General features: G+C 65.2%; 19 protein-coding genes and 1 pseudogene. 6 read left to right on the forward strand and 14 right to left on the reverse strand.

Annotated features, from left to right (window positions below):
* Positions 1-36 precede the first annotated feature (36 nt).
* The 3 genes and pseudogenes from HQ354_RS04855 (at position 37) to HQ354_RS04865 (ending at position 2963) form a co-directional block, all read left to right on the forward strand.
* Positions 37-1598 (forward strand): annotated as a pseudogene (locus tag HQ354_RS04855) (NCS1 family nucleobase:cation symporter-1).
* 9 nt (positions 1599-1607) lie between these two features.
* Positions 1608-2303, forward strand: a complete 696-nt coding sequence (locus tag HQ354_RS04860) for an aspartate/glutamate racemase family protein (protein ID WP_167674629.1) — start codon at positions 1608-1610, stop codon at positions 2301-2303.
* A 6-nt stretch (positions 2304-2309) separates the two neighbouring features.
* Positions 2310-2963: a nucleoside/nucleotide kinase family protein gene (locus tag HQ354_RS04865; protein ID WP_302050748.1), complete on the forward strand. Its 654-nt coding sequence runs from the start codon at positions 2310-2312 to the stop codon at positions 2961-2963.
* Positions 2964-2981: 18 nt separating this feature from the next.
* On the opposite strand, the gene mftD (HQ354_RS04870) is transcribed toward HQ354_RS04865, so the two are convergent.
* Genes mftD (HQ354_RS04870) through mftA form a run of 5 tightly spaced genes read right to left on the reverse strand, consistent with a single transcriptional unit; the run spans position 2982 to position 7071 of the window.
* Positions 2982-4157, reverse strand: a complete 1176-nt coding sequence (gene mftD / locus HQ354_RS04870; protein WP_068432481.1) for a pre-mycofactocin synthase MftD — start codon at positions 4155-4157, stop codon at positions 2982-2984.
* Positions 4154-5332 (reverse strand): pre-mycofactocin synthase MftD, encoded by a 1179-nt coding sequence (gene mftD / locus HQ354_RS04875; protein ID WP_068432414.1) that lies wholly within the window; start codon positions 5330-5332, stop codon positions 4154-4156. Before mftD (HQ354_RS04875) ends, mftD (HQ354_RS04870) begins: the two co-directional genes overlap by 4 nt.
* A 13-nt stretch (positions 5333-5345) precedes the next feature.
* Positions 5346-6578: a mycofactocin radical SAM maturase gene (gene mftC, locus HQ354_RS04880; protein WP_068432415.1), complete on the reverse strand. Its 1233-nt coding sequence runs from the start codon at positions 6576-6578 to the stop codon at positions 5346-5348.
* Between the two features lie 60 nt (positions 6579-6638).
* A complete protein-coding gene (gene mftB / locus HQ354_RS04885) occupies positions 6639-6956 on the reverse strand; it encodes a mycofactocin biosynthesis chaperone MftB (RefSeq protein WP_068432417.1) in 318 nt (105 codons plus the stop codon).
* A 1-nt stretch (position 6957) separates the two neighbouring features.
* Positions 6958-7071, reverse strand: a complete 114-nt coding sequence (gene mftA / locus HQ354_RS04890) for a mycofactocin precursor MftA (RefSeq protein WP_068432484.1) — start codon at positions 7069-7071, stop codon at positions 6958-6960.
* Between the two features lie 114 nt (positions 7072-7185).
* On the opposite strand from mftA, the gene mftR reads away from it, so the two are divergent.
* Together mftR and mftM are read left to right on the forward strand one after the other, a co-directional pair.
* Complete coding sequence (gene mftR / locus HQ354_RS04895; protein WP_068432418.1) at positions 7186-7818, forward strand: mycofactocin system transcriptional regulator; 633 nt, start codon at positions 7186-7188, stop codon at positions 7816-7818.
* Between the two features lie 85 nt (positions 7819-7903).
* Positions 7904-8728 carry a mycofactocin oligosaccharide methyltransferase MftM gene (mftM, locus tag HQ354_RS04900; protein WP_068432421.1) on the forward strand — a complete coding sequence of 275 codons (825 nt, stop codon included), beginning with the start codon at positions 7904-7906 and terminating at the stop codon, positions 8726-8728.
* Here mftM and HQ354_RS04905 read toward each other — a convergent pair.
* The 3 genes from HQ354_RS04905 to HQ354_RS04915 are packed head-to-tail and all read right to left on the reverse strand — an operon-like array spanning position 8725 to position 11933.
* A complete protein-coding gene (locus tag HQ354_RS04905; protein ID WP_068432423.1) occupies positions 8725-9375 on the reverse strand; it encodes a response regulator transcription factor in 651 nt (216 codons plus the stop codon). The two genes, mftM and HQ354_RS04905, sit on opposite strands and share 4 nt — an antisense overlap.
* Before the next feature lie 6 nt (positions 9376-9381).
* Positions 9382-10719: a histidine kinase gene (locus HQ354_RS04910; protein ID WP_068432431.1), complete on the reverse strand. Its 1338-nt coding sequence runs from the start codon at positions 10717-10719 to the stop codon at positions 9382-9384.
* Entirely contained in the window at positions 10716-11933 is a 1218-nt protein-coding gene (locus HQ354_RS04915) for an iron-containing alcohol dehydrogenase (protein WP_068432434.1), read from the reverse strand. Before HQ354_RS04915 ends, HQ354_RS04910 begins: the two co-directional genes overlap by 4 nt.
* A gap of 216 nt (positions 11934-12149) precedes the next feature.
* On the opposite strand from HQ354_RS04915, the gene HQ354_RS04920 reads away from it, so the two are divergent.
* Positions 12150-13196, forward strand: coding sequence for a ferredoxin--NADP reductase (locus HQ354_RS04920; RefSeq protein WP_222634265.1), 1047 nt, complete (start codon positions 12150-12152; stop codon positions 13194-13196).
* 1 nt (position 13197) lies between these two features.
* On the opposite strand, the gene HQ354_RS04925 is transcribed toward HQ354_RS04920, so the two are convergent.
* From HQ354_RS04925 to HQ354_RS04950, 6 genes are read right to left on the reverse strand one after another with little or no spacing between them, the layout of a single operon-like run.
* Positions 13198-13491, reverse strand: coding sequence for a PASTA domain-containing protein (locus tag HQ354_RS04925; protein WP_068432436.1), 294 nt, complete (start codon positions 13489-13491; stop codon positions 13198-13200).
* A 35-nt stretch (positions 13492-13526) separates the two neighbouring features.
* The gene (locus HQ354_RS04930) at positions 13527-14195 is read right to left on the reverse strand and encodes an ABC transporter ATP-binding protein (RefSeq protein WP_167674632.1); all 669 of its coding nucleotides are present in this window, start codon (positions 14193-14195) and stop codon (positions 13527-13529) included.
* Positions 14192-15103 (reverse strand): ABC transporter ATP-binding protein, encoded by a 912-nt coding sequence (locus tag HQ354_RS04935; protein WP_167674634.1) that lies wholly within the window; start codon positions 15101-15103, stop codon positions 14192-14194. Before HQ354_RS04935 ends, HQ354_RS04930 begins: the two co-directional genes overlap by 4 nt.
* Positions 15100-15921 (reverse strand): ABC transporter permease, encoded by an 822-nt coding sequence (locus tag HQ354_RS04940; RefSeq protein ID WP_167674636.1) that lies wholly within the window; start codon positions 15919-15921, stop codon positions 15100-15102. Before HQ354_RS04940 ends, HQ354_RS04935 begins: the two co-directional genes overlap by 4 nt.
* Positions 15914-16990, reverse strand: a complete 1077-nt coding sequence (locus HQ354_RS04945) for an ABC transporter permease (protein WP_222634266.1) — start codon at positions 16988-16990, stop codon at positions 15914-15916. The genes HQ354_RS04940 and HQ354_RS04945 overlap by 8 nt, the downstream gene beginning before the upstream one ends.
* The gene (locus HQ354_RS04950; RefSeq protein WP_167674640.1) at positions 16945-18555 is read right to left on the reverse strand and encodes an ABC transporter substrate-binding protein; all 1611 of its coding nucleotides are present in this window, start codon (positions 18553-18555) and stop codon (positions 16945-16947) included. Before HQ354_RS04950 ends, HQ354_RS04945 begins: the two co-directional genes overlap by 46 nt.
* Positions 18556-18558: the final 3 nt, after the last annotated feature.

Below are 18558 nucleotides of genomic sequence, written 5' to 3' on the forward strand. Positions count from 1 at the left end.
CGTCCGCATGGAGCCCATCGCCCATCAGGAGCATCGATGACAAATTCAGTGCACGGACCAGGCACTTCGCCGGTAGGTGACGTGGTCGAAGCAGCGGGCCACCCGGTCGGCGGAGGCCTGATCAAGGACTCGTACGACCCACGGCTGACCAACGAGGATCTCGCCCCGCTGAAGAAGCAGTCGTGGACCTCGTACAACCTGTTCGCGTTCTGGATGTCCGACGTGCATTCGGTCGGCGGATACGTCACGGCGGGAAGCTTGTTCGCTCTCGGACTGGCGAGCTGGCAGGTCCTCGTCGCGCTCCTCGTCGGCATCACGATCGTCTACTTCTTCTGCAATCTCGTCGCCAAGCCCAGCCAGGCTGCGGGCGTTCCCTACCCGGTCATCTGCCGCGTGTCGTTCGGCGTACTCGGCGCCAACATCCCAGCCATCATCCGTGGCCTCATCGCCGTCGCGTGGTACGGCATCCAGACGTTCCTCGCGTCGGCTGCTCTCGACATCGTGCTCATCAAACTGTCCCGGGGCTGGCGCCGTACGCCGTGACCGCCGATTACGGATTCGCCGGTCTTTCCGCGCTCGGGTGGGCCAGTTTCCTGTTCCTGTGGGTGCTGCAGGCCGCGGTGTTCTGGCGCGGCATGGAGTCGATTCGCAGGTTCATCGACTTCTGCGGTCCGGCCGTCTACGTCGTCATGTTCCTACTGTGCGGATACCTGATCTGGAAAGCCGGTTGGGGCGCAATCGATCTGAACCTCGGCGAGGTCGAGTACACGGGCTTCAGCTCGGTTCCGGTCATGCTCGGGGCGATCGCCCTCGTCGTGTCGTACTTCTCCGGCCCGATGCTCAACTTCGGTGACTTCTCCCGCTACGGGAAGTCCTACGGTGCGGTGAAGAAAGGCAACTTCCTCGGACTTCCCCTCAACTTCCTCGTGTTCTCGATTCTGGTCGTCGTCACGGCGTCGCTGACGCTTCCGGTCTTCGGTGAGCTCATCACCGATCCGGTCGAGACCGTGGCCCGGATCGACAGCACGTTCGCCATCGTGCTCGGCGCGCTGACGTTCACGATCGCCACCATCGGTATCAACATCGTCGCCAACTTCATCTCACCCGCGTTCGACTTCTCGAACGTCAGCCCGCAACGCATCAGCTGGCGTGCAGGCGGCATGATCGCCGCCGTCGGCTCGGTCCTCATCACGCCGTGGAACCTGTACAACAATCCGGAGGTCATTCACCTGACACTCGAAACGCTCGGTGCGTTCATCGGCCCACTGTTCGGCGTTCTCATCGCCGACTACTACCTGGTCCGCAAGCAGAAGGTCGTCGTCGATGATCTGTTCACGATGTCACCGGCCGGAAAGTACTGGTACTCCAAGGGATACAACCCGGCTGCGGTGTACGCCACCGTCGTCGGCGCCCTGGCCGCGATGTTCCCCGTGTTGTTCAACGGCGCGATCGACGGCATGGAGATCGCTGGCATGGCCACCGCGTCGAAGTACAGCTGGTTCATCGGATGCGGCATCGGATTCGGCCTGTACTTCCTGCTCGCCACCAAGACGAAGCTCGCAGTGACGAACCACCTCGACGACACAGCGAAGGTCTAGGAATTTCCAGTGCTGATCAAGGTCGTCAACCCGAACACCACATGGTCGATGACCGCGTTGATCGGTCAGTGTGCCCGGGCCGTCTCGAGCCCGGGCACAGTGATCGACGCGGTCAGTCCGACGATGGGGCCTGCGTCCATCGAGTCTCACATCGACGAAGCCCTCTGTGTGCCCGGCATTCTCGAACAGATTGCTCTCGGCGAAGAACAGGGTGCCGACGGCTACGTCATCGCCTGCTTCGGAGACCCGGGTCTCGACGCGGCACGTGAAGCCACGTCCGGTCCGGTCGTCGGAATCGCCGAGGCCGCCATGCACGCGGCAACTTTCCTCGGCCGCGGTTTTTCTGTCGTCACCACAGTGGGGCGGACGACCGGACGAGCATGGGATCTCGCGGACCGCTACGGCTTCGCGCGGCAGTGCCGGGGCGTTCACGCCTGCGAGATTCCGGTTCTCGAGCTCGAAACCGATCCCGACGCTCGCACGATCATCACCGAAGCCTGCCGGCGCGCGGCCTCGCAGGACGGCAGCGACACCATCGTCCTGGGCTGCGCAGGCATGGCCGATCTGCGCGCACACATCGAGAGGGAAATCGGTAGGCCCGTCGTCGACGGCGTGGCCGCAGCGACGACGACGGTGCAATCGCTCGTCACGATGGGACTGCGCACCGGGAGTGCGGCTCCGTCGCACGTGCGCGAAAATACATAGCCCGCTATACATTTCCGCGCACATGCGCGAAGCGCCTATCGTCGAAGAATGAACGAGTTGATCTCACGGGCGCGCAGTCTCGCCGAACGACCCGGCCGGACGGTCCTGGGGATCACCGGGCCACCCGGTGCAGGCAAATCGACGGTCGCAGACGCTATCGTCGACCAGCTCGGGCGCGATCTCGCAGTGGTCGTTCCGATGGACGGATTCCATCTGGCGCAATCGGAACTTCTACGGCTGGGCCGCTCGGCTCGCAAGGGCGCTGCCGACACGTTCGACGACGCCGGCTATGCCCATCTGCTCGAACGTCTCGCCGATCAGACGACGGGAGTGATCTACGCACCGCACTTCGACCGAACTCTGGAAGAACCCGTCGCGGGCAGCATCGCGGTCACGGCCGACGTTCCGCTCGTCGTCACCGAGGGCAACTACCTACTGCTCGACGACGGAAGCTGGCCGCGGGCTCGCGCCGCCATGACCGAGGTCTGGTATATCGATCTCGACGACGACGAGCGGCGTCGACGACTCGTGCAGCGGCACACCATGTTCGGGAAAAGCGAGGACGACGCTCACGCGTGGGTGCACGGGAGCGACGAGGCCAATGCACGCCTCGTCGCGTCCACGGCGTCTCGCGCAGACCGGCGGTTCCGCCACCCGTGAGCAGAAATGTACAGCCCTCTATGTATTCGCGCGCACGGGCGGCGAAGCCGCCATCACGACATCCGATCGCGTGAGCTCGTGCACCGACGACCGCCCCAGCCCGAGCACCGCGGAATCGAGCCCCCCTCGCAAGATGTCGAGAACGTTCTCCACTCCCGCCTGACCGTTCGCCGCCAGACCCCACAGATACGCACGACCGATCAACACCGCACGGGCACCGAGAGCGAGCGCCTTCGCCACATCGCTTCCGCGACGAACCCCGCCGTCCAAGGTGATCTCGACCTGATCGCCGACGGCGTCGACGATGGCAGGCAACAGTCGTATCGATGCCGGGGTGCCGTCCAGGTTGTTCCCGCCGTGATTGGACACCGACAGGGCGTCGCATCCGATATTCACTGCGCGGTGGGCATCGTCGACGCGCGAGATGCCCTTCAGCATGAACGGCCCACCCCAGAGCTCGCGTAGCCAGGCCAGGTCTTCCCAGCTCGGGAGCGGCGTGGCCATCCAGTCGCGGTACGCGCCGAAGAACGTCGGCGCCGAACCGTCGCACCCCGCGATGTTCGGTGCAGTCAGGTCCGGAATGCCACCCGATTTCACGAACTGCCACAACCACTTCGGACGCGACAGCCCCTCCGGCGCGAAACGGATCATCGTCCGCGCGTCGACCTTCTCCGGTATCGACGGTGAACCCCAGTCGCGCCCCTCGGAGAACGACCAGTCCATCGTCAGGATCAAGCCCACCGCTCCCGCACGACGGGCACGTTCGACGAGACGCCCCATGACGTCTCGGGATCCGACCCAGTGCAGCTGGAAGAACGTCTGCGGGTTCGCCTCGACGACTTCTTCCATGGGCTTGCTCGCGAACAGCGACAGACCCATCGAAACTCCGCGCGACGCAGCGGCCCGCGCGACGGCGACCTCACCGTCCGGGTGCACGGCCTGCACACCCGTCGGCGAGATCATGACGGGAAACGAAAGCGGTTGTCCCATCAGGGTTGTCGACAACTCACGCGTATCGGACAACCCGGCGACGCGAGGGGCGAAGCCGAGTTCGTCGAACGCTGCCGTGTTGTCCCCTAGCGTGATTCCACGCTCCGAGCCTGCCCTCAGCGCCGCGTAGACGGACTTCGGCAGGCGCTTCTCGGCCCGCCGCTGCGCCTCCGCCACGGTCTCGAACCACACGCTGTTGCTCAGACTCCGAGCCTCCGATCGAAACCGAGCGGCATCACGACATCGGACGGCGACAGATCGTGCACCGACGAGTGACCGAGACCGAGAACAGCGGAATCGACGCCACCACGCAGGATATCGAGCACGTTCTCGACACCCGCCTGCCCGTTCGCGGACAGACCCCACAGGTAGGCGCGTCCGATCAGGACGGCACGAGCGCCGAGTGCGAGTGCCTTCACCACATCGCTGCCACGTCGGACACCGCCGTCGAGCGTGATCTCGATCTGATCGCCGACGGCCTCGGCGATGGCAGGCAGAGCTCGAATCGGCGCCGGGGTGCCGTCGAGGTTGTTACCGCCGTGGTTGGACACCGAGATGGCGGTGCAGCCGGCGTCGACGGCCTTCTTCGCGTCGTCGACACGCATGACGCCCTTGAGCATGAACGGTCCGCCCCACTGCTCGCGCAGCCAGGCGACGTCCTCCCAGGTCGGGAGCGGGGTACCCATCCATTCGCCGTATGCACCGAAGAACGTGGGCGCGACGCCGCCCTCCGGCGGAGTCAGGTTGGGGGTCGTGAGATCCGGAATCTTGCCCGTCTTGGCGAACTCCCACAACCACTTCGGGCGCGTGATGCCCTCGGGCGCGAACTGGACCATCGCTTTCAGATCCATCTTCTCCGGGATCGACGGTGAGCCCCAGTCGCGGCCGTTGGAGAACGACCAGTCGAGCGTCATGATCAACCCGACCGCGCCCGCCGCACGTGCACGCTCCATCCGTTGCAGCAGCACCTCCCGCGAGCCCACCCAGTACATCTGGAAGAACGTCTGAGGGTTGGCTGCGGCGACTTCCTCGACGGATTTGCTCGCGAACGATGACAGGCCGATCGGAATTCCGCGTGCAGCCGCGGCCCTGGCGACAGCGACCTCCCCGTCCGGGTGCACGGCCTGCACACCCGTCGGCGAAATCATGACCGGGAACGAGAGTGGTTGTCCCATGACCGTTGTCGCGAGATCACGCTTGTCGGACAGGCCCGCGACATGCGGCGCGAATCCGAGCTCGCCGAACGCGGCGGTGTTGTCGTCGACGGTGATGCCACGTTCCGAGCCCGCCACCAGAGCGGAATACACGGACTTGGGCAGACGCTTCTTGGCGCGCCGCTGCGCTTCGGCAACGGTCTCGAACCACGCACTCTTGGCCATAGCTGATTGCTTCCTATTCCATTCCTGCGAGCGGGTTTTCGTCGCAGATCTTGGCCGGCGGCCGCATCATCAACGTGAGCGGCACCGACTTGCGGGGTGTCTTTCGGTTTCCGGAACGGGAATGGTCGACGCTCGACTTGGGGATCTCCCCCGCCGCAGCCAACGCCAATTCGCCGTTGCCGATCACGCATTCGGGATCCGGACCGTCCATGGGCAGGCCGGTGAAGAACTTCGCTGCCATGCAGCCGCCGCGGCACGCGTCGAAATGCGAGCACTTGGTGCACGCGCCCGAGGTCTGCGGCGACCGCAATTCCTGGAACAATTCCGATGTCTGCCAGACGGATTGGAATCCGCCCATACCGTCTTTCGCGTCGCGGACGATGTTGCCGGCAAGGAACTGCTCGTGGATGGCGAACGGGCAGGCGTAGACATCACCGATCGGGTCGATCAGGCAGACCACGCGCCCCGCACCGCACAGATTGAGACCGGGAAGGGCGTCACCGAACGCGGACAGGTGGAAGAACGAATCGCCGGTCAGCACGCCCTCGCCGTTGGCGACGAGCCAGTTGTAGAGCTCGCGCTGCTGAGCGGACGTGGGGTGCAGGTCGTCCCACACATCGGCGCCGCGCCCCGAGGGACGCAGGCGCGTGATGCGCAGCGTCGCACCGTACTTGTCGGCGAGAGCTTTGAACTCGTCGAGCTGGCTGACGTTGTGACGGGTGACGACGACGGAAATCTTCGCGTCCTTGAAGCCTGCTTCACGCAGGTTTTCCAGTGCGCGGCAGGCCATGTCGAACGAACCGGGACCGCGAACGGCGTCGTTGACCTCGGCAGTCGCACCGTCGATGGAGATCTGCACATCGACGTAGTCGGACGCCGCGAGACGTGCGGCGACCTCCTTGTTGATCTTCACGCCGTTGGTGGAGAACTTGACTCCCACCTGGTGCGCGGTGGCGTAGTCGACCAGCTCCCAGAAGTCCGAACGCACGGTCGGCTCGCCGCCACCGATGTTGACGTAGAACACCTGCATCTTCTGCAGTTCGTCGATGATCGACTTGCACTGCTCGGTGCTGAGCTCACGCGGATCGCGGCGACCCGACGAGGACAGGCAGTGCACGCACGACAGATTGCAGGCGTACGTCAATTCCCAGGTCAGGCAAATGGGGGCGTCGAGGCCGAGTTCGAACTGATCGACCAGGCGACCGACGGCGGGCGGCTGAGACGGCCGCTCCAACATGGAGGTCATTGTGCTGTCCTCTTCGAAGTTGAGGGGTTACTGCGGAAGGGCTGTTTCCCGTAGCAGGCTCTATCGGGGGTCGTTGGGGGCGGAGTCTCCAACTGTTGCGATCATGTGAGAATCCGCCAGCGTCGTAAGCGCTTTCACGTAGGGCGCGCGGCCTGACTCGGGGATCCCGGCGGCTTCGATCGCGCTGCGCATGTTCGGGTGCTGCGGGAAGGACTCGATGATCGCTACGATCGTGCGATTCTTGAGGAAGGAGAGCTTACGTGTCCCGAAGTGGTAGAGCAGCGCCCCGAAAGATTCGGGACGCAGCGCCACCTGCGGGTGAAGAGCCCACCGAGCATCGAGGTCCACGGCTTGGAGTGCCTTCACGGGTGCCGACATGTCAGTACACGCCGCACATTCCGTCGATGGAAACCTCTTCCACCAGCGACTCTTCGACGAGATCGGACTCGATCACGCCGGTGCTGACGACATCGGTTTTCGGGTTCTGGGACATCGGTACCTCCATCGGAGAGAATCATCGGGTGGGTCACAGTCGGCAGTGACAGTGACTTGGTTCACCACCATAATGGCATCGAGTGCACAAAGACAGTGATACGGGAGAAAAAGAGTGGGCAGACAGGCGAAACCGTCCAGCCGGGTAGGCCGTCGCCCATCCACGACGCGAGGGCAGATCAGCGACATCGGCATCTCGCTCTTCACCACACGAGGTTTCGACGAGACCAGCGTCGACGAGATCGCCGACGCCGCGGGCATCGCGCGTCGTACGTTCTTTCGGTATTTCCCTTCCAAGAACGCGGTTCCGTGGGGCGATTTCGACGAACAACTCACCGCGCTGCGCACTCTGCTCGCCCAGCTGCCGTCGGACATCTCCCTCGCCGACGGCATCCGTTCGGCCCTGTTGCAGTTCAACACCTTTCCCGACGACGAGAAACCCGTACACAGGCAGCGCATGGCTCTGATCCTGCGCAATCCGGCATTACAGGGCTATTCGATGCTGATGTACGAGGATTGGCGCGGAGTCATCGCCGAATACGTAGCCGCACGGACGGATTCGTCCCCGGAGAATCATTTCCCGCGAACCGTTGGCTGGATGGTGCTCGGTGTGGCAATGTCTGCGTACGAGCAGTGGCTCACCGACGAACAACTCGACCTCGCCGATCTCCTGTCCGACGGCATGACCGCCCTCTGTTCGGGGCTCGGCCCTCTGGCGGAGGGCGGGACCGCAGGAACGACCCAGTGAGAGGCCGGAGTGGAGCCCGCAGGAACGACCCAGTGAGAGGCCGGAGTGGAGCCCGCAGGAACGACCCAGTGAGAAAAGAACAGATATGACCGAACTCGACGCACTCGCCCCAGGAACACCGCGGATGTGGACCCACGAGAACACGACGGTGCAGTGGTCGGAATCGATTCCCGTCGGAGCTCTCGAACTTCGAAACACGGCGAACGAGGTCGTCGTCCGCCACGGCCTGACGTCGGCGCACATCGGCGAGCGGCTGGTCTCCCGGATCACCGACTTCGGTCTGTCGCAACGCGAATTCGAGCTCGTGATGGTGGGGCTGGTGCGATCGACCGTCGACGACCCCGTTGGGGCGTGGGCCACGTACTACCGCAATTCGCTCGACGAACTACTGTCGGGCACCGCCGACTTCGCGCCCGTGCACCGACGCGCCGAAGCACTGGTGACGGGGTCGGTTCTCGACCTCGGATCGTGCTTCGGATTCTTCCCGCTACGGCTCGCGCTGCAGGGCCGGCATGTCACGGCAACGGATCTGTCCGCAGGAACCATGCGGTTGCTCGCCACGGTGGCACCCCACCTGGGCGCCACACTCGACGTCATCACGTGCGACGCTGCCGGGATCCCGGTGCCCGACAAGAGTTCCGACACCGTGACAGCATTGCATCTGCTCGAGCACGTCGACGACGGCACGGGTGCGCGCATTCTGGGCGAGGCCATTCGTATCGCGCGTGAGCGCGTGATCGTCGCGGTTCCGTTCGAGGAAGAAGCGACGGCCTGTCACGGCCATATCCGAACGTTCGACGTCGACGCACTGCGCTTCATCGGCGAGCAGAGCGGCCTTCCGTTCGACGTCGACGAATTTCACGGCGGCTGGTTGGTTCTCGACACCAGCCGCGTCGGAGTCGGCGTCTAGATCAATCCCTGTTTGCTCGCGGCGTAGACCGCTTCGGCCCGGCGACTGACACCGAGCTTGCGCATGATGTTGCTGACGTGAAATTTCACGGTCGTCGCCGAGATGAAGAGCGTCGTCCCGATCTTGTTGTTGGACAGTCCTGTTGCCAACAGACGCAGCACTTCGAGTTCGCGATCGGTCAACCGTTCGGCGGCTGCGCCCTGACCGTTGAGCGATCGAACGACCGCTGAGGCGCTGCGCGAGTCGAATGCACTCTCGCCACGCGATACCGCACGCACCGCGCGAATCAGCTCGGTCGTGTCGACGTCCTTGACGACGTACCCGCGGGCTCCGGCGTGGACTGCCTCGACAACGAGGCGGTCGTCGAGAAATGTCGTCAGTACCAGTAACCCGATCCCGGGATGAGCGCTCGACAGTTGCGCGCACAGCGCGAGTCCCTCGTAGTCGGAACTGGCGGACAGCTTGAGGTCCATGAGAACGATGTCGGGCTTCACCCGCTCGACGACGGCGAGCCCCTCGCCACGCGACGACGCCTCACCGACGACCGTCAGATCGGTCTCGCGCTCGAGGACGGATTTCAGCCCGTCCCGAAGGATCGCGTGGTCGTCGACCAGCACGATGCGAATTACAGCGGTTGTCACGGTCATGACTGCTCACTCTCCTTCGGACGGGATGCGCACCGATATGCGCACTCCCCCGATGCGTGCCTTGCGGATCTCGAACGAGCCGCCGTGTTCTCGCGCCCGCGCAGCCATGTTGGCGAGCCCGCGATGACGACCGTCGACGTCGCCCGTCTCGGCCATCCGCCACATGAGGCGAAGGTACGACGGGTCGCCTGCACCGTCGTCGGCGATGGAGAGCTGCACATGTCGTTCGCGGTACGCGAGGCGCAGTATCGCGCGGCTGGCCTTGGCGTGAACTGCGGTGTTGAACAATGCTTCTCCGGCGATGCGCAGCAGATCGTGCTCGCATGCGCTGCTCAGTTCCACGGGCGTTCCTTCGACGCGGAGCGAGACCTTCAGCTCGTCCGGCATGTGCACTATCGACAGCTGCTCGAGCATTTCCGGCAGCGACGTTCGATCCGCGTCCTGTGCGTGATTCAGCGCGTAGATGGCCGACCGCAACTGTTCGACGGCTCGGCGCGTCAGTTCTTTTGCAACGTCGAGACGCTCCAAACGTTCGTCGGCCGGAATATCGTTGCGGCACAAGTCGATCTGCATCCCAGCCGACAACACGGCCTGCGTGACGCTGTCGTGCAGTTCGCGCGCGATGCGATGCCTCTCCTCGTCGAGCACCTGATGTCGATGCGCGGCACCGAGTTGTCGTTGCGTCGCTTCGAGTTCCGCGTTGCGGACAGCGAGGTCCGCCGCAGTCCGATGTGCCTCCGCGTATGCGTTCTCGGTGCGCTCGAGCAGAATGCGTCTGCTCTGATACAGCGCGGAGTTCTGCAGCGCGACGGCCGTCTGGCTCGCCAGAATGCTGAGGACCGCCGAGTCGGTCGCGTCGAGAACCCGATGCTTCGGCGTCCACGCCGCGAACGCCCCGACGACACCTCCGTCGAGTGCGATGGGCACGAATGCGTGGTGAGCGGCGATGACGGGACTTCGGCCGTCGCCGATCGTGGCGAGCCGAATCGCGTCGAGGCATTCGACGACATCGCCCGGCAACGGCGGACCTTCGACGTTGTCGACCAGGAACGGCGTCGCGTCCGGACCGAGCACGAGTCTGCGTGGTCCGGCGTCCGGTAGGGCGCCGTCGGCGAGCGCGAAGACCACCCACTGAGCGCTCAGATGTGCACGAGCCGCCTCGGCGACGGCACAGATCAACGTCTCGGGGCCGTCGACCGTCCGCACGAGAGCACGCGAGATCAACTCCAACGCATGGACGACGCGCTCGAGGCGCTCGGCCGCGCCACGATACTGGGGATAGAACGTGGCCTTTCCCGACCGCAGACCGGTCAGGAGGGACAGATCCGGTTGCGACGCCGTCACAGCGCGGTCCTGAACAGATCGACCATCTCTCGATGGGTCGCAGACCGCGGATTGGTCGACATGCATGCGTCGCGCAGCGCGTTGGTGGCGAGCACGTCGATGTCGGCGTCGCTGACGCCGATGTCCTTCAGTCCCTGGGGAACTCCGACCTGTCGAGCCAGTCGTTCGACCCGTTCCGCGACGGCAAGTGCAGCCTCCTCCGCGGATCCACGCGCCTCGGCGAGGCCCAGACTCGTCGCGACCGCGACGTAGGGCATCGGGTCGTGCGCAGCGTTGAATCGGATGACGTGTGGCAGCAGCACACCGTTGATGACGCCGTGTGGCAGGTCCAGCAGCCCACCGACCTGATGGCTCATCGCATGCGTCGCACCGAGGATCGCGTTCGTGAACGCAAGGCCTGCTTCCAGAGCGGCCTGCGCCATCGACGTGCGCGCACCGAGGTCGGACGGGTCGGTCATCGTGTGCGCCAGGTGCGACGTCACCATCGTCACCGCACGCAGCGCATGGTGGTCGGTGAGTTGATTGTGCCCCAGCGACACGAACGCTTCGATTCCGTGCGTCAACGCGTCGAGACCCGTTGCGGCGTTGAGCCATTCGGGCATCGTCGTCAACAGTCTCGGATCGATGACGGTGATGTCGGGAACCAGCGCACGCCCGAGGATGGTGATCTTCGTCGATCGTGTGGTGTCGGTGACGATACAGAACTGCGAGACGTCCGCACCTGTTCCCGACGTCGTCGGCACCATGACGAGCGGGGGAATCGGTCGCGTCGCCTGGTCGACCCCCTCGAAATCGAGGATCGACCCACCGTTTCCGGCCAGGATCGCAATTCCTTTGGCTGCATCCATGACCGAGCCGCCGCCGATCGCGACGAGTACGTCGCATCCGGATTCCTGGTAGACGACGTGGCCGGCTTCGATCTCGACGTCCTTGGGATTGGGCGTCAGGTCGCTCCAGACCGTCGGCGCCAACCCTTCCTCGATCAGCAGCGAGGTCAGGTGCGCGACCCACCCCGCTTCGATGAGACCGCCGTCGGACACCACCAATGGGCGGCGGGCCCCGAGTCGCAGCGCGGCGTGCGCGACCTCGCCGAGCGAGTTCTGACCGAAGACGATCTCGGGCGCGTGGAACTTCAGTACGCGCGGCGCCTCGATCGCGTTTCGATGCGAATGCAGATCGGCTAGCGCCCGACCCGTCGCGGCCGTCTCGATCATGTGCCTACTCGCCTCTGCTGTGCCTGCCGCTCGTGGTGCCGCGATCCGTGTGATTCACGTTACAACCCTAGCCGGACGGCGACCGAAGTTCCCACCAGCGGCCGGGCAGGTGGGCACCTACCCGATCGGGCAGGGCGACGAGCGACCGGCAGTCGACATACCGTAGCCGGCGTGCAAAACTAGAACACGTTACAGTTATAGACGAGAGGACGCCCGATGGCGACAGCCGACGCACGCCGCGGCAACCGATCCCTGCTGCTCAGGGTCGCCGAGGTCGTCGACGAGACCCCCGAAGCGCGGTCCCTCGTCTTCGACCCACCCGACACGTTCGAGTATCTACCAGGCCAGTTTCTGACCGTACGAATTCCGAGCGAGAGAACGGGCGCAGTCGCCCGCTGCTACTCCCTGTCCAGTTCACCGCACCGCGGTGAGCCGCCGAAGGTGACCGTCAAACGCACGTACGACGGTTACGGCTCCAACTGGGTCTGCGACAACGTCGAGCCGGGAGACACGATCGAGGTGCTCCCCCCGTCGGGGCGATTCACCCCGAAGGACCTCGACGACGATTTCCTGCTCGTCGCCGCCGGGTCGGGAATCACGCCGATCATGTCGATTCTGAAGTCGGCACTGAGCGAAGGCATCGGAACGGTGACCCTGTTCTACGCGAATCGCAACGAGAACTCCGTCATCTTCTCGAACGAACTACGGACGCTCGCAGCCGAATATCCCCGACGGTTGACCGTCGTACATTGGCTCGAATCGCTGCAGGGCATACCGACCGTCGACCAATTGGCCACTTTCGCGGCGCCGTGTCGTGACCGTTGTGCATTCGTGTGCGGGCCCGGGCCGTTCATGGATGCGGCCGTCAAAGCACTTGCGTCGAGCGGTTTTCCGCGGAACCGAGTACGACGCGAGATCTTCACCTCGCTCGTCGGCGACCCGTTCGCCGCTGTCGCCGAGGCAGAGGTCGCCGAGAGTCCTGCCCAGGCGGACGACGCGGTCGCCGTCGTCGAACTCGACGGCGGGAGGCACACTCTCGCGTGGCCGCGTGACAGGACGCTCGTCGACATCATGCTCGCCGAGGGCATCGACGTCCCCTACTCGTGCCGCGAGGGTGAGTGCGGGTCGTGCGCGTGCACCATGGTGGGCGGTGAAGTCGCGATGGAGAACACCGACGTCCTCGACGAGGACGACATCGCCGACGGGATGATCCTCGGGTGCCAGGCACGTCCCGTCAGCGACCGCGTCGAGATTCGGTTCTGACTCACCACGGATCGACGAACACGGTGATCGGCTGGGTTTCGGCAGCGGTCGTCGACGCGGCGAGCGACGTGCGGGTGACCGTCGTATCCCAGTCGTGCGCATAAGGACCGGAGACGACGACGTTGGTGAAGCCCGCGTCCTCGAGTACACGAACCGCTGCCGGAGCCGAATACCCGGTGACGTCGGGAACCGTGAGGGTGTCGGCCGTTGCCGCGGAGGCCAGTGACGCACCGCCGAGGGACAACGATCCGACGGCGGCGAGAACTGCGGCGGTCTTCTTGAACGAGTTGCGCACGATGACTCCTACGGAGAAGTGAATTGCTGACCTCTTCAGGTTGCACGCCTACCCTGAAAGTCCACGCCGTCCATGCTGTGGACTTCCTGGGTGCACAGCGCATTCAGCAGTTCGGTGTCGTGGCTGATGAGCAGGACACCCATTCCCGTTTCTTCGGCCTCGTCCCGGATGACGTGCATGATCGAGGCCGTCGTAGCCGCGTCGAGCATGGCCGTCGCCTCGTCGCAGATCAGATACTTCGGCTCCTGCGCCAGTGCCCGTGCGACACATGCTCGTTGCAGCTGCCCGTCGCTCACCTGGTGTGGACGACGCGTCAGCAGATCCGGCGTCAGGCCGACACGTGCAGCGAGATCGTGCGCGACGATCTTCCGCCCGACGATCGCGGCGGGCTGTTCGATGATGGACCGCAACGACATTCGTGGATCCGTCGCGGCGCGTGGCGACTGGAACAGCATCGCCACCTGACGCCGCATAGACGCGGGCACGCCGAAACCAGTTCCTGGAACTGTACTTCCGTCGATGGTCACCGTCCCCGCGCGCGGTTCGAGCAGCATCGCCAACACCCGCGCCAACGTCGACTTTCCGGAGCCCGACGGCCCGGCAAGACCGACGATCTCTCCGGCCGACACCGACAACGACGCGTCCTGCAGCACGTTCGACGTACCGGCATATCCCGCGGTGATTCCGACTGCGTCGAGACTCATGCACTCACCCTCGTTCGGTATGCCCTGCTGCCGATCGTGACCAGTTCGGTCGGTCCGCCGGACATGACGGTGTCCGGTCTGCGCAGGTGATAGACGCACTCACCCGGCAGATCGGTGAGTTGTGGCGGGGTACCCGGCATGGGATGGAGCCCTCGCGACGGTAACGCGTTCACCAGATCCCGCGTGTAGTCGTGAAGCGGCTCGTCCAGAACCAGTGCGGCGGGACCGGTTTCCATGATGCGCGACGCGTACATCACCGCGACTCGATCGGCGACGGCCGTGCGCACGAGCGACGCCAGGTCGTGAGTGATCAGCAGGACCGCGGCCCCGTCGTCGGCACATCGACGCAGGAGGCGCAGAACCCGATCGGTCAGTTCCCCGTCGAGGCCCGCCGTGGGCTCGTCGGCGACGATCACCGCGGGATCGCCGACGAGTGCGCCCGCGATGGCGACGCGCCCGGCCATGCCGCCGGACAATTCGTGTGGGTAGAGGTCCAGGTCGGCAGGGTCGAGACCGACGGTGCGCGCGAGTTCGTCGGCACGATGGCGTGACCCGAGTACTCGGATGGTCTCGTCGAGCTGCGACCGAGCCGTCCGCACCGGCGTCAGGTACGACGATGCGGACTGCGGGATCAGCGCGACGTCACGACCGCGGAAACCACTGTCGGTGAGGACATCGACCGTGCGATTCGCAGTCGTGACCTCGATCGATCCCGACACCCTCGATCCGACGGGCAACATCGCCATCACGGCCGACGCGAGAATCGATTTGCCGCAGCCGGATTCACCGACCAACGCCGTGACCGTGCCTGCCGGGACGGACAGATTCACCCCCGTCGCGGCGTGCACGACCGAGCCGTTGCCCAGTGGAATACGAATCGTCAGGTCGTCGATCGTCAGTGCAGTCACAGTCGGAGCTCCGAAGGCTTGGGCGGGACCGTCGCCGCGCGTAGTGCCGATCCCGCAGCGGCCACCGACACCGTGGCCAGGACGAGGATCCCGGCAGGAAACACCAGAGTCCACCAGCCACCGAGCAGCAACGAACTCCTTGCTTCGGACAGCAGAGTTCCGAGACTGGGTTCGTGCGGCGGCAGCCCGAAGCCCAGGAAGGACAGGGTGGACTCGTGCCAGATCGCATGCGGCAGAAGCAGAACGACGGCGACCATAGCCTGCGGCAGGATCGCCGGCACCATGTGCCGCGTGATGACATGCGTGCAACTCGCGCCTGCAAGGACCGCCGCGTCGATGTAAGGCCGTCCACGCAGGCCGAGAATCTCCGACCGCACGATGCGCGCTACCTGCGTCCAGTGCGTCAGCGCGATCGACAGCACGATCGCGACGAGGCTACCGCGGAACATTGCGACGATGACGATCCCGAGCAGCAGGTGCGGCAACGCGTTGATCGCGTCGGTACTGCGCATGACGACGCGGTCCACCGGGCCACCCCACAGTCCGGCGATCGTTCCGACGGCCGCTCCGATCACCGTCGCCAACAGCGCACACGCGGCGGCGATCACCAGAGACGTACGGATCGCTGCCGCGCTGCGGACGAGCAGGTCTCGACCTGCCGAATCCGTACCGAACCAGTGGGACGTCGACGGCCCTTGCCTGGCCGCAGCGAAGTCGGTGACACGATCGTCCACTCCCGACAGCCACGGCACGAACACCGCATACAGCGCGAGCACAGCCAGAACCGCGCCCGCGACGGCGAGCCTGCGCCTATCCATCGGTCGTCACTCGCGGATCCAGACGTGCGACAACCACATCGGCGAGGAGCGATCCGAGCAGTACCGCCAACGTAGTTCCGATCGTCAGAAACGCGAGCAACGCCATGTCCAGATCACGCGCGGATTGCACGATGGCTCCGGCGATTCCTGGCCACGAGAACACTTCCTCGACGAGGACGGCGCCGACGACGAGCTCCGGCAGTCGCACACCGACGACGTTGACGAACGGGGCGAGCGATGTCGGCACGATGTGCTTCCGGGTGATCGTCGACGTCGGAATACCGCGTGCCACTGCGCCTGCGACGAAGTCCTCTCCGCGCGAGACCGATACGGACTCGCGAACCGCCAGCAGCAACCACGGCAGCTGCGACAGCGCGAGAACCGCGACCGGGAGCGCCATGTGTGTCGCGACGCCGGCGAACGTCGGGTCGGCGCCCGCGTCCGTCAGCCCGGCGACCGGCAGCCAGCCGAGCCCGAGTGCGAACAACGCGATCGCGCCGAGCGACAGTACGAAAGGCGGCAGGCCTTGAATCGTGATGCACAGGGCGGTGACTGCGCGGTCGAGGATGCCACCGCTTCGAATTCCTGCGAGGACGCCGAGAACCAGTGCGACCGTCACGGCGAGCGCAAGCCCGACGCCTGCGAGCAGCAACGTCCACGGCACGCGCTCGGTCAGCACGTCCACGACCGGTTGCCCGAAGGACCTCGACATGCCCAGGTCACCGGTGAACAGACCCTGCACCCACTGCCAGTACGTGGTGTACCAGGGCTGATCCAAGCCGAGCTGCTCGGCGATCATCTGCTTGTCGGCATCCGACGTCGTCGTGTACCGAACTCCGAGATAGGCGACGAGCGGATCGAACGGCGAAATCGACGCGGCCGCGAACAAACCCGCGGACACCGCAGCGCACACCGGAATCACGAACATCAGCCGGCGGCCGATCATGGCGAGGATCCCTCGGCGACGCGTACTCGGGTCGTGACGCGTCGTGGTCCTCGCGTCGGGCCGCGCGATCGTGGCCGTCACGACTGCCTCGTCCACGTCTGCAGCGACCACCACGGTCCCCATGTCACACCGTGCGCATGCGGTTCGAGGATCGGCCCGGACTTCGTCCAGTCCGAATCCTTCGACACGTACGTGTGGTCGAGGAACACCAGATAGACGTAACCGGGATCGTCGACGTACGCCCGCTGCATGTCGCGATACGCCGCGTCACGTTCGGCTGGGTCGAGGCTCCGACGTCCGGCCTCGAGCGCAGCATCGACGGCTGGGTTCGAGTAGTCGCTCGCGTTGTCGTAGATGCTGCCGACTCCCGGTTCCACGAACTCGGAATCGAGTGCGTTGTACGCCTGGGTATCCGGGTCGTACGGTTCGGAACCACCGCCGAGCAGCGTCGCGTCGTACGAGATGCGCGGGTCGATCCGGTCCCAGGACAAAGCCTCCAGATTCACTTCGACGCCGACCGCCAACGCATCGGATGCGAACGCCTGGGCCAGATCCCGTCGCACGGTGTCCGACGCGTTGTACATCACCGAGAACTCGGCACGCACCCCGTCCCTGACGCGTATGCCGTCGGGCCCGACGACCCACCCCGCCGCGGTCAGGAGCCGTTCCGCCTCAGCGGGATCGTAGGGGAACGCGGCCGATGGCTCGTACGCAGCGCCGTACACCTCCGGGATGGGTGTCGCGGCGGGGCGGCCGTGTCCGCCGAGGATGTTGTCGACCATCGACTGGCGGTTCGCGGCGAGGTTCAACGCCATCCGCATCGCCTTGTCCCCTGCGACGGGATTGTCGGTCGGCAGGGACACACCTCGCCAGTCCGCAGACGTGTTGGCGGTCAACGACATTCCGTCACGTCCGTCGAGAGTCTCGGCGAGCAGCGGCGGGAGGTTGGTTCCGTCGATCTCCCCCGCCGCCATACGCTGGGCTCGGGTGTTGTCGTCCGGAACGTACAGCAGAGTCAACTTCTTCACTTCCGGTGCGCCGCCGAAATAGTCCTCGTTGGCTTCGAACACCGCGCGGTCGGGAGACAGGTCGACAAGCGTGTACGGGCCGGTCCCGATCGGCGCGGTGTTCAGACTCGACTCGGCCGCAAGCCCCTCGGTCGCAACGGATTCCGACGGTACGATGCCGATCAGCATCTTCGTCGGCATCGCCGAATAGGGATAGGCGAGACGAAATTCGACGGTTCGAGGGTCGAGCGCGGTCACCTCGGTGATCATGTCGAACGACGACCGTGCCTCCGACGCCGACGCCGGATTCAGGATGGCGTCGTAGGTGGCGACGACATCCGCCGCGTCGAACGTCGACCCGTCGGAGAACGTGACACCCTCGCGCAACGGAACCGTCCAGACGGTCGCGTCGGCATTGGCAGTCGGGAGCTCCGTCGCGAGGGACGGTTCGAAACCGGGAAGACCGTCGGTGCCGTCGAGCTTCAGCAGCCCGTCGTACATCTTGGCCTCACCCGCGGCGCCGTAACCGGCGATCGGGTTGTAGCCACCGAGTTCGTAGCCGTCCGCAAGGACGAGACCGTCCTGGGCCGACGAGCCCGACGAGTTCGTCGGCGCGCTGCACGCAGCCAGCGCGAGAGCGCACAGGGATGCAGCGCCCACAGCCAGTCCTGACCGAGCCATCGA

The organism is Rhodococcus sp. BP-261, assembly GCF_019835205.1.
Taxonomy (GTDB): domain Bacteria; phylum Actinomycetota; class Actinomycetes; order Mycobacteriales; family Mycobacteriaceae; genus Rhodococcoides; species Rhodococcoides kyotonensis_B.

What these genes read in the sequence shown, in the direction of transcription:
- HQ354_RS04920 (WP_222634265.1), top strand. Translation starts at nt 12,150, where the DNA reads ATGGCGACAGCCGACGCACGCCGCGGCAACCGATCCCTGCTGCTCAGG.
- HQ354_RS04915 (WP_068432434.1), bottom strand. Translation starts at nt 11,933, where the DNA reads ATGATCGAGACGGCCGCGACGGGTCGGGCGCTAGCCGATCTGCATTCG.
- HQ354_RS04940 (WP_167674636.1), bottom strand. Translation starts at nt 15,921, where the DNA reads ATGGATAGGCGCAGGCTCGCCGTCGCGGGCGCGGTTCTGGCTGTGCTC.
- HQ354_RS04945 (WP_222634266.1), bottom strand. Translation starts at nt 16,990, where the DNA reads ATGGGGACCGTGGTGGTCGCTGCAGACGTGGACGAGGCAGTCGTGACG.
- HQ354_RS04950 (WP_167674640.1), bottom strand. Translation starts at nt 18,555, where the DNA reads ATGGCTCGGTCAGGACTGGCTGTGGGCGCTGCATCCCTGTGCGCTCTC.
- mftA (WP_068432484.1), bottom strand. Translation starts at nt 7,071, where the DNA reads ATGTCCCAGAACCCGAAAACCGATGTCGTCAGCACCGGCGTGATCGAG.
- mftC (WP_068432415.1), bottom strand. Translation starts at nt 6,578, where the DNA reads ATGACCTCCATGTTGGAGCGGCCGTCTCAGCCGCCCGCCGTCGGTCGC.
- HQ354_RS04905 (WP_068432423.1), bottom strand. Translation starts at nt 9,375, where the DNA reads ATGACCGTGACAACCGCTGTAATTCGCATCGTGCTGGTCGACGACCAC.
- mftB (WP_068432417.1), bottom strand. Translation starts at nt 6,956, where the DNA reads ATGTCGGCACCCGTGAAGGCACTCCAAGCCGTGGACCTCGATGCTCGG.
- HQ354_RS04930 (WP_167674632.1), bottom strand. Translation starts at nt 14,195, where the DNA reads ATGAGTCTCGACGCAGTCGGAATCACCGCGGGATATGCCGGTACGTCG.
- mftD (WP_068432414.1), bottom strand. Translation starts at nt 5,332, where the DNA reads ATGGCCAAGAGTGCGTGGTTCGAGACCGTTGCCGAAGCGCAGCGGCGC.
- mftM (WP_068432421.1), top strand. Translation starts at nt 7,904, where the DNA reads ATGACCGAACTCGACGCACTCGCCCCAGGAACACCGCGGATGTGGACC.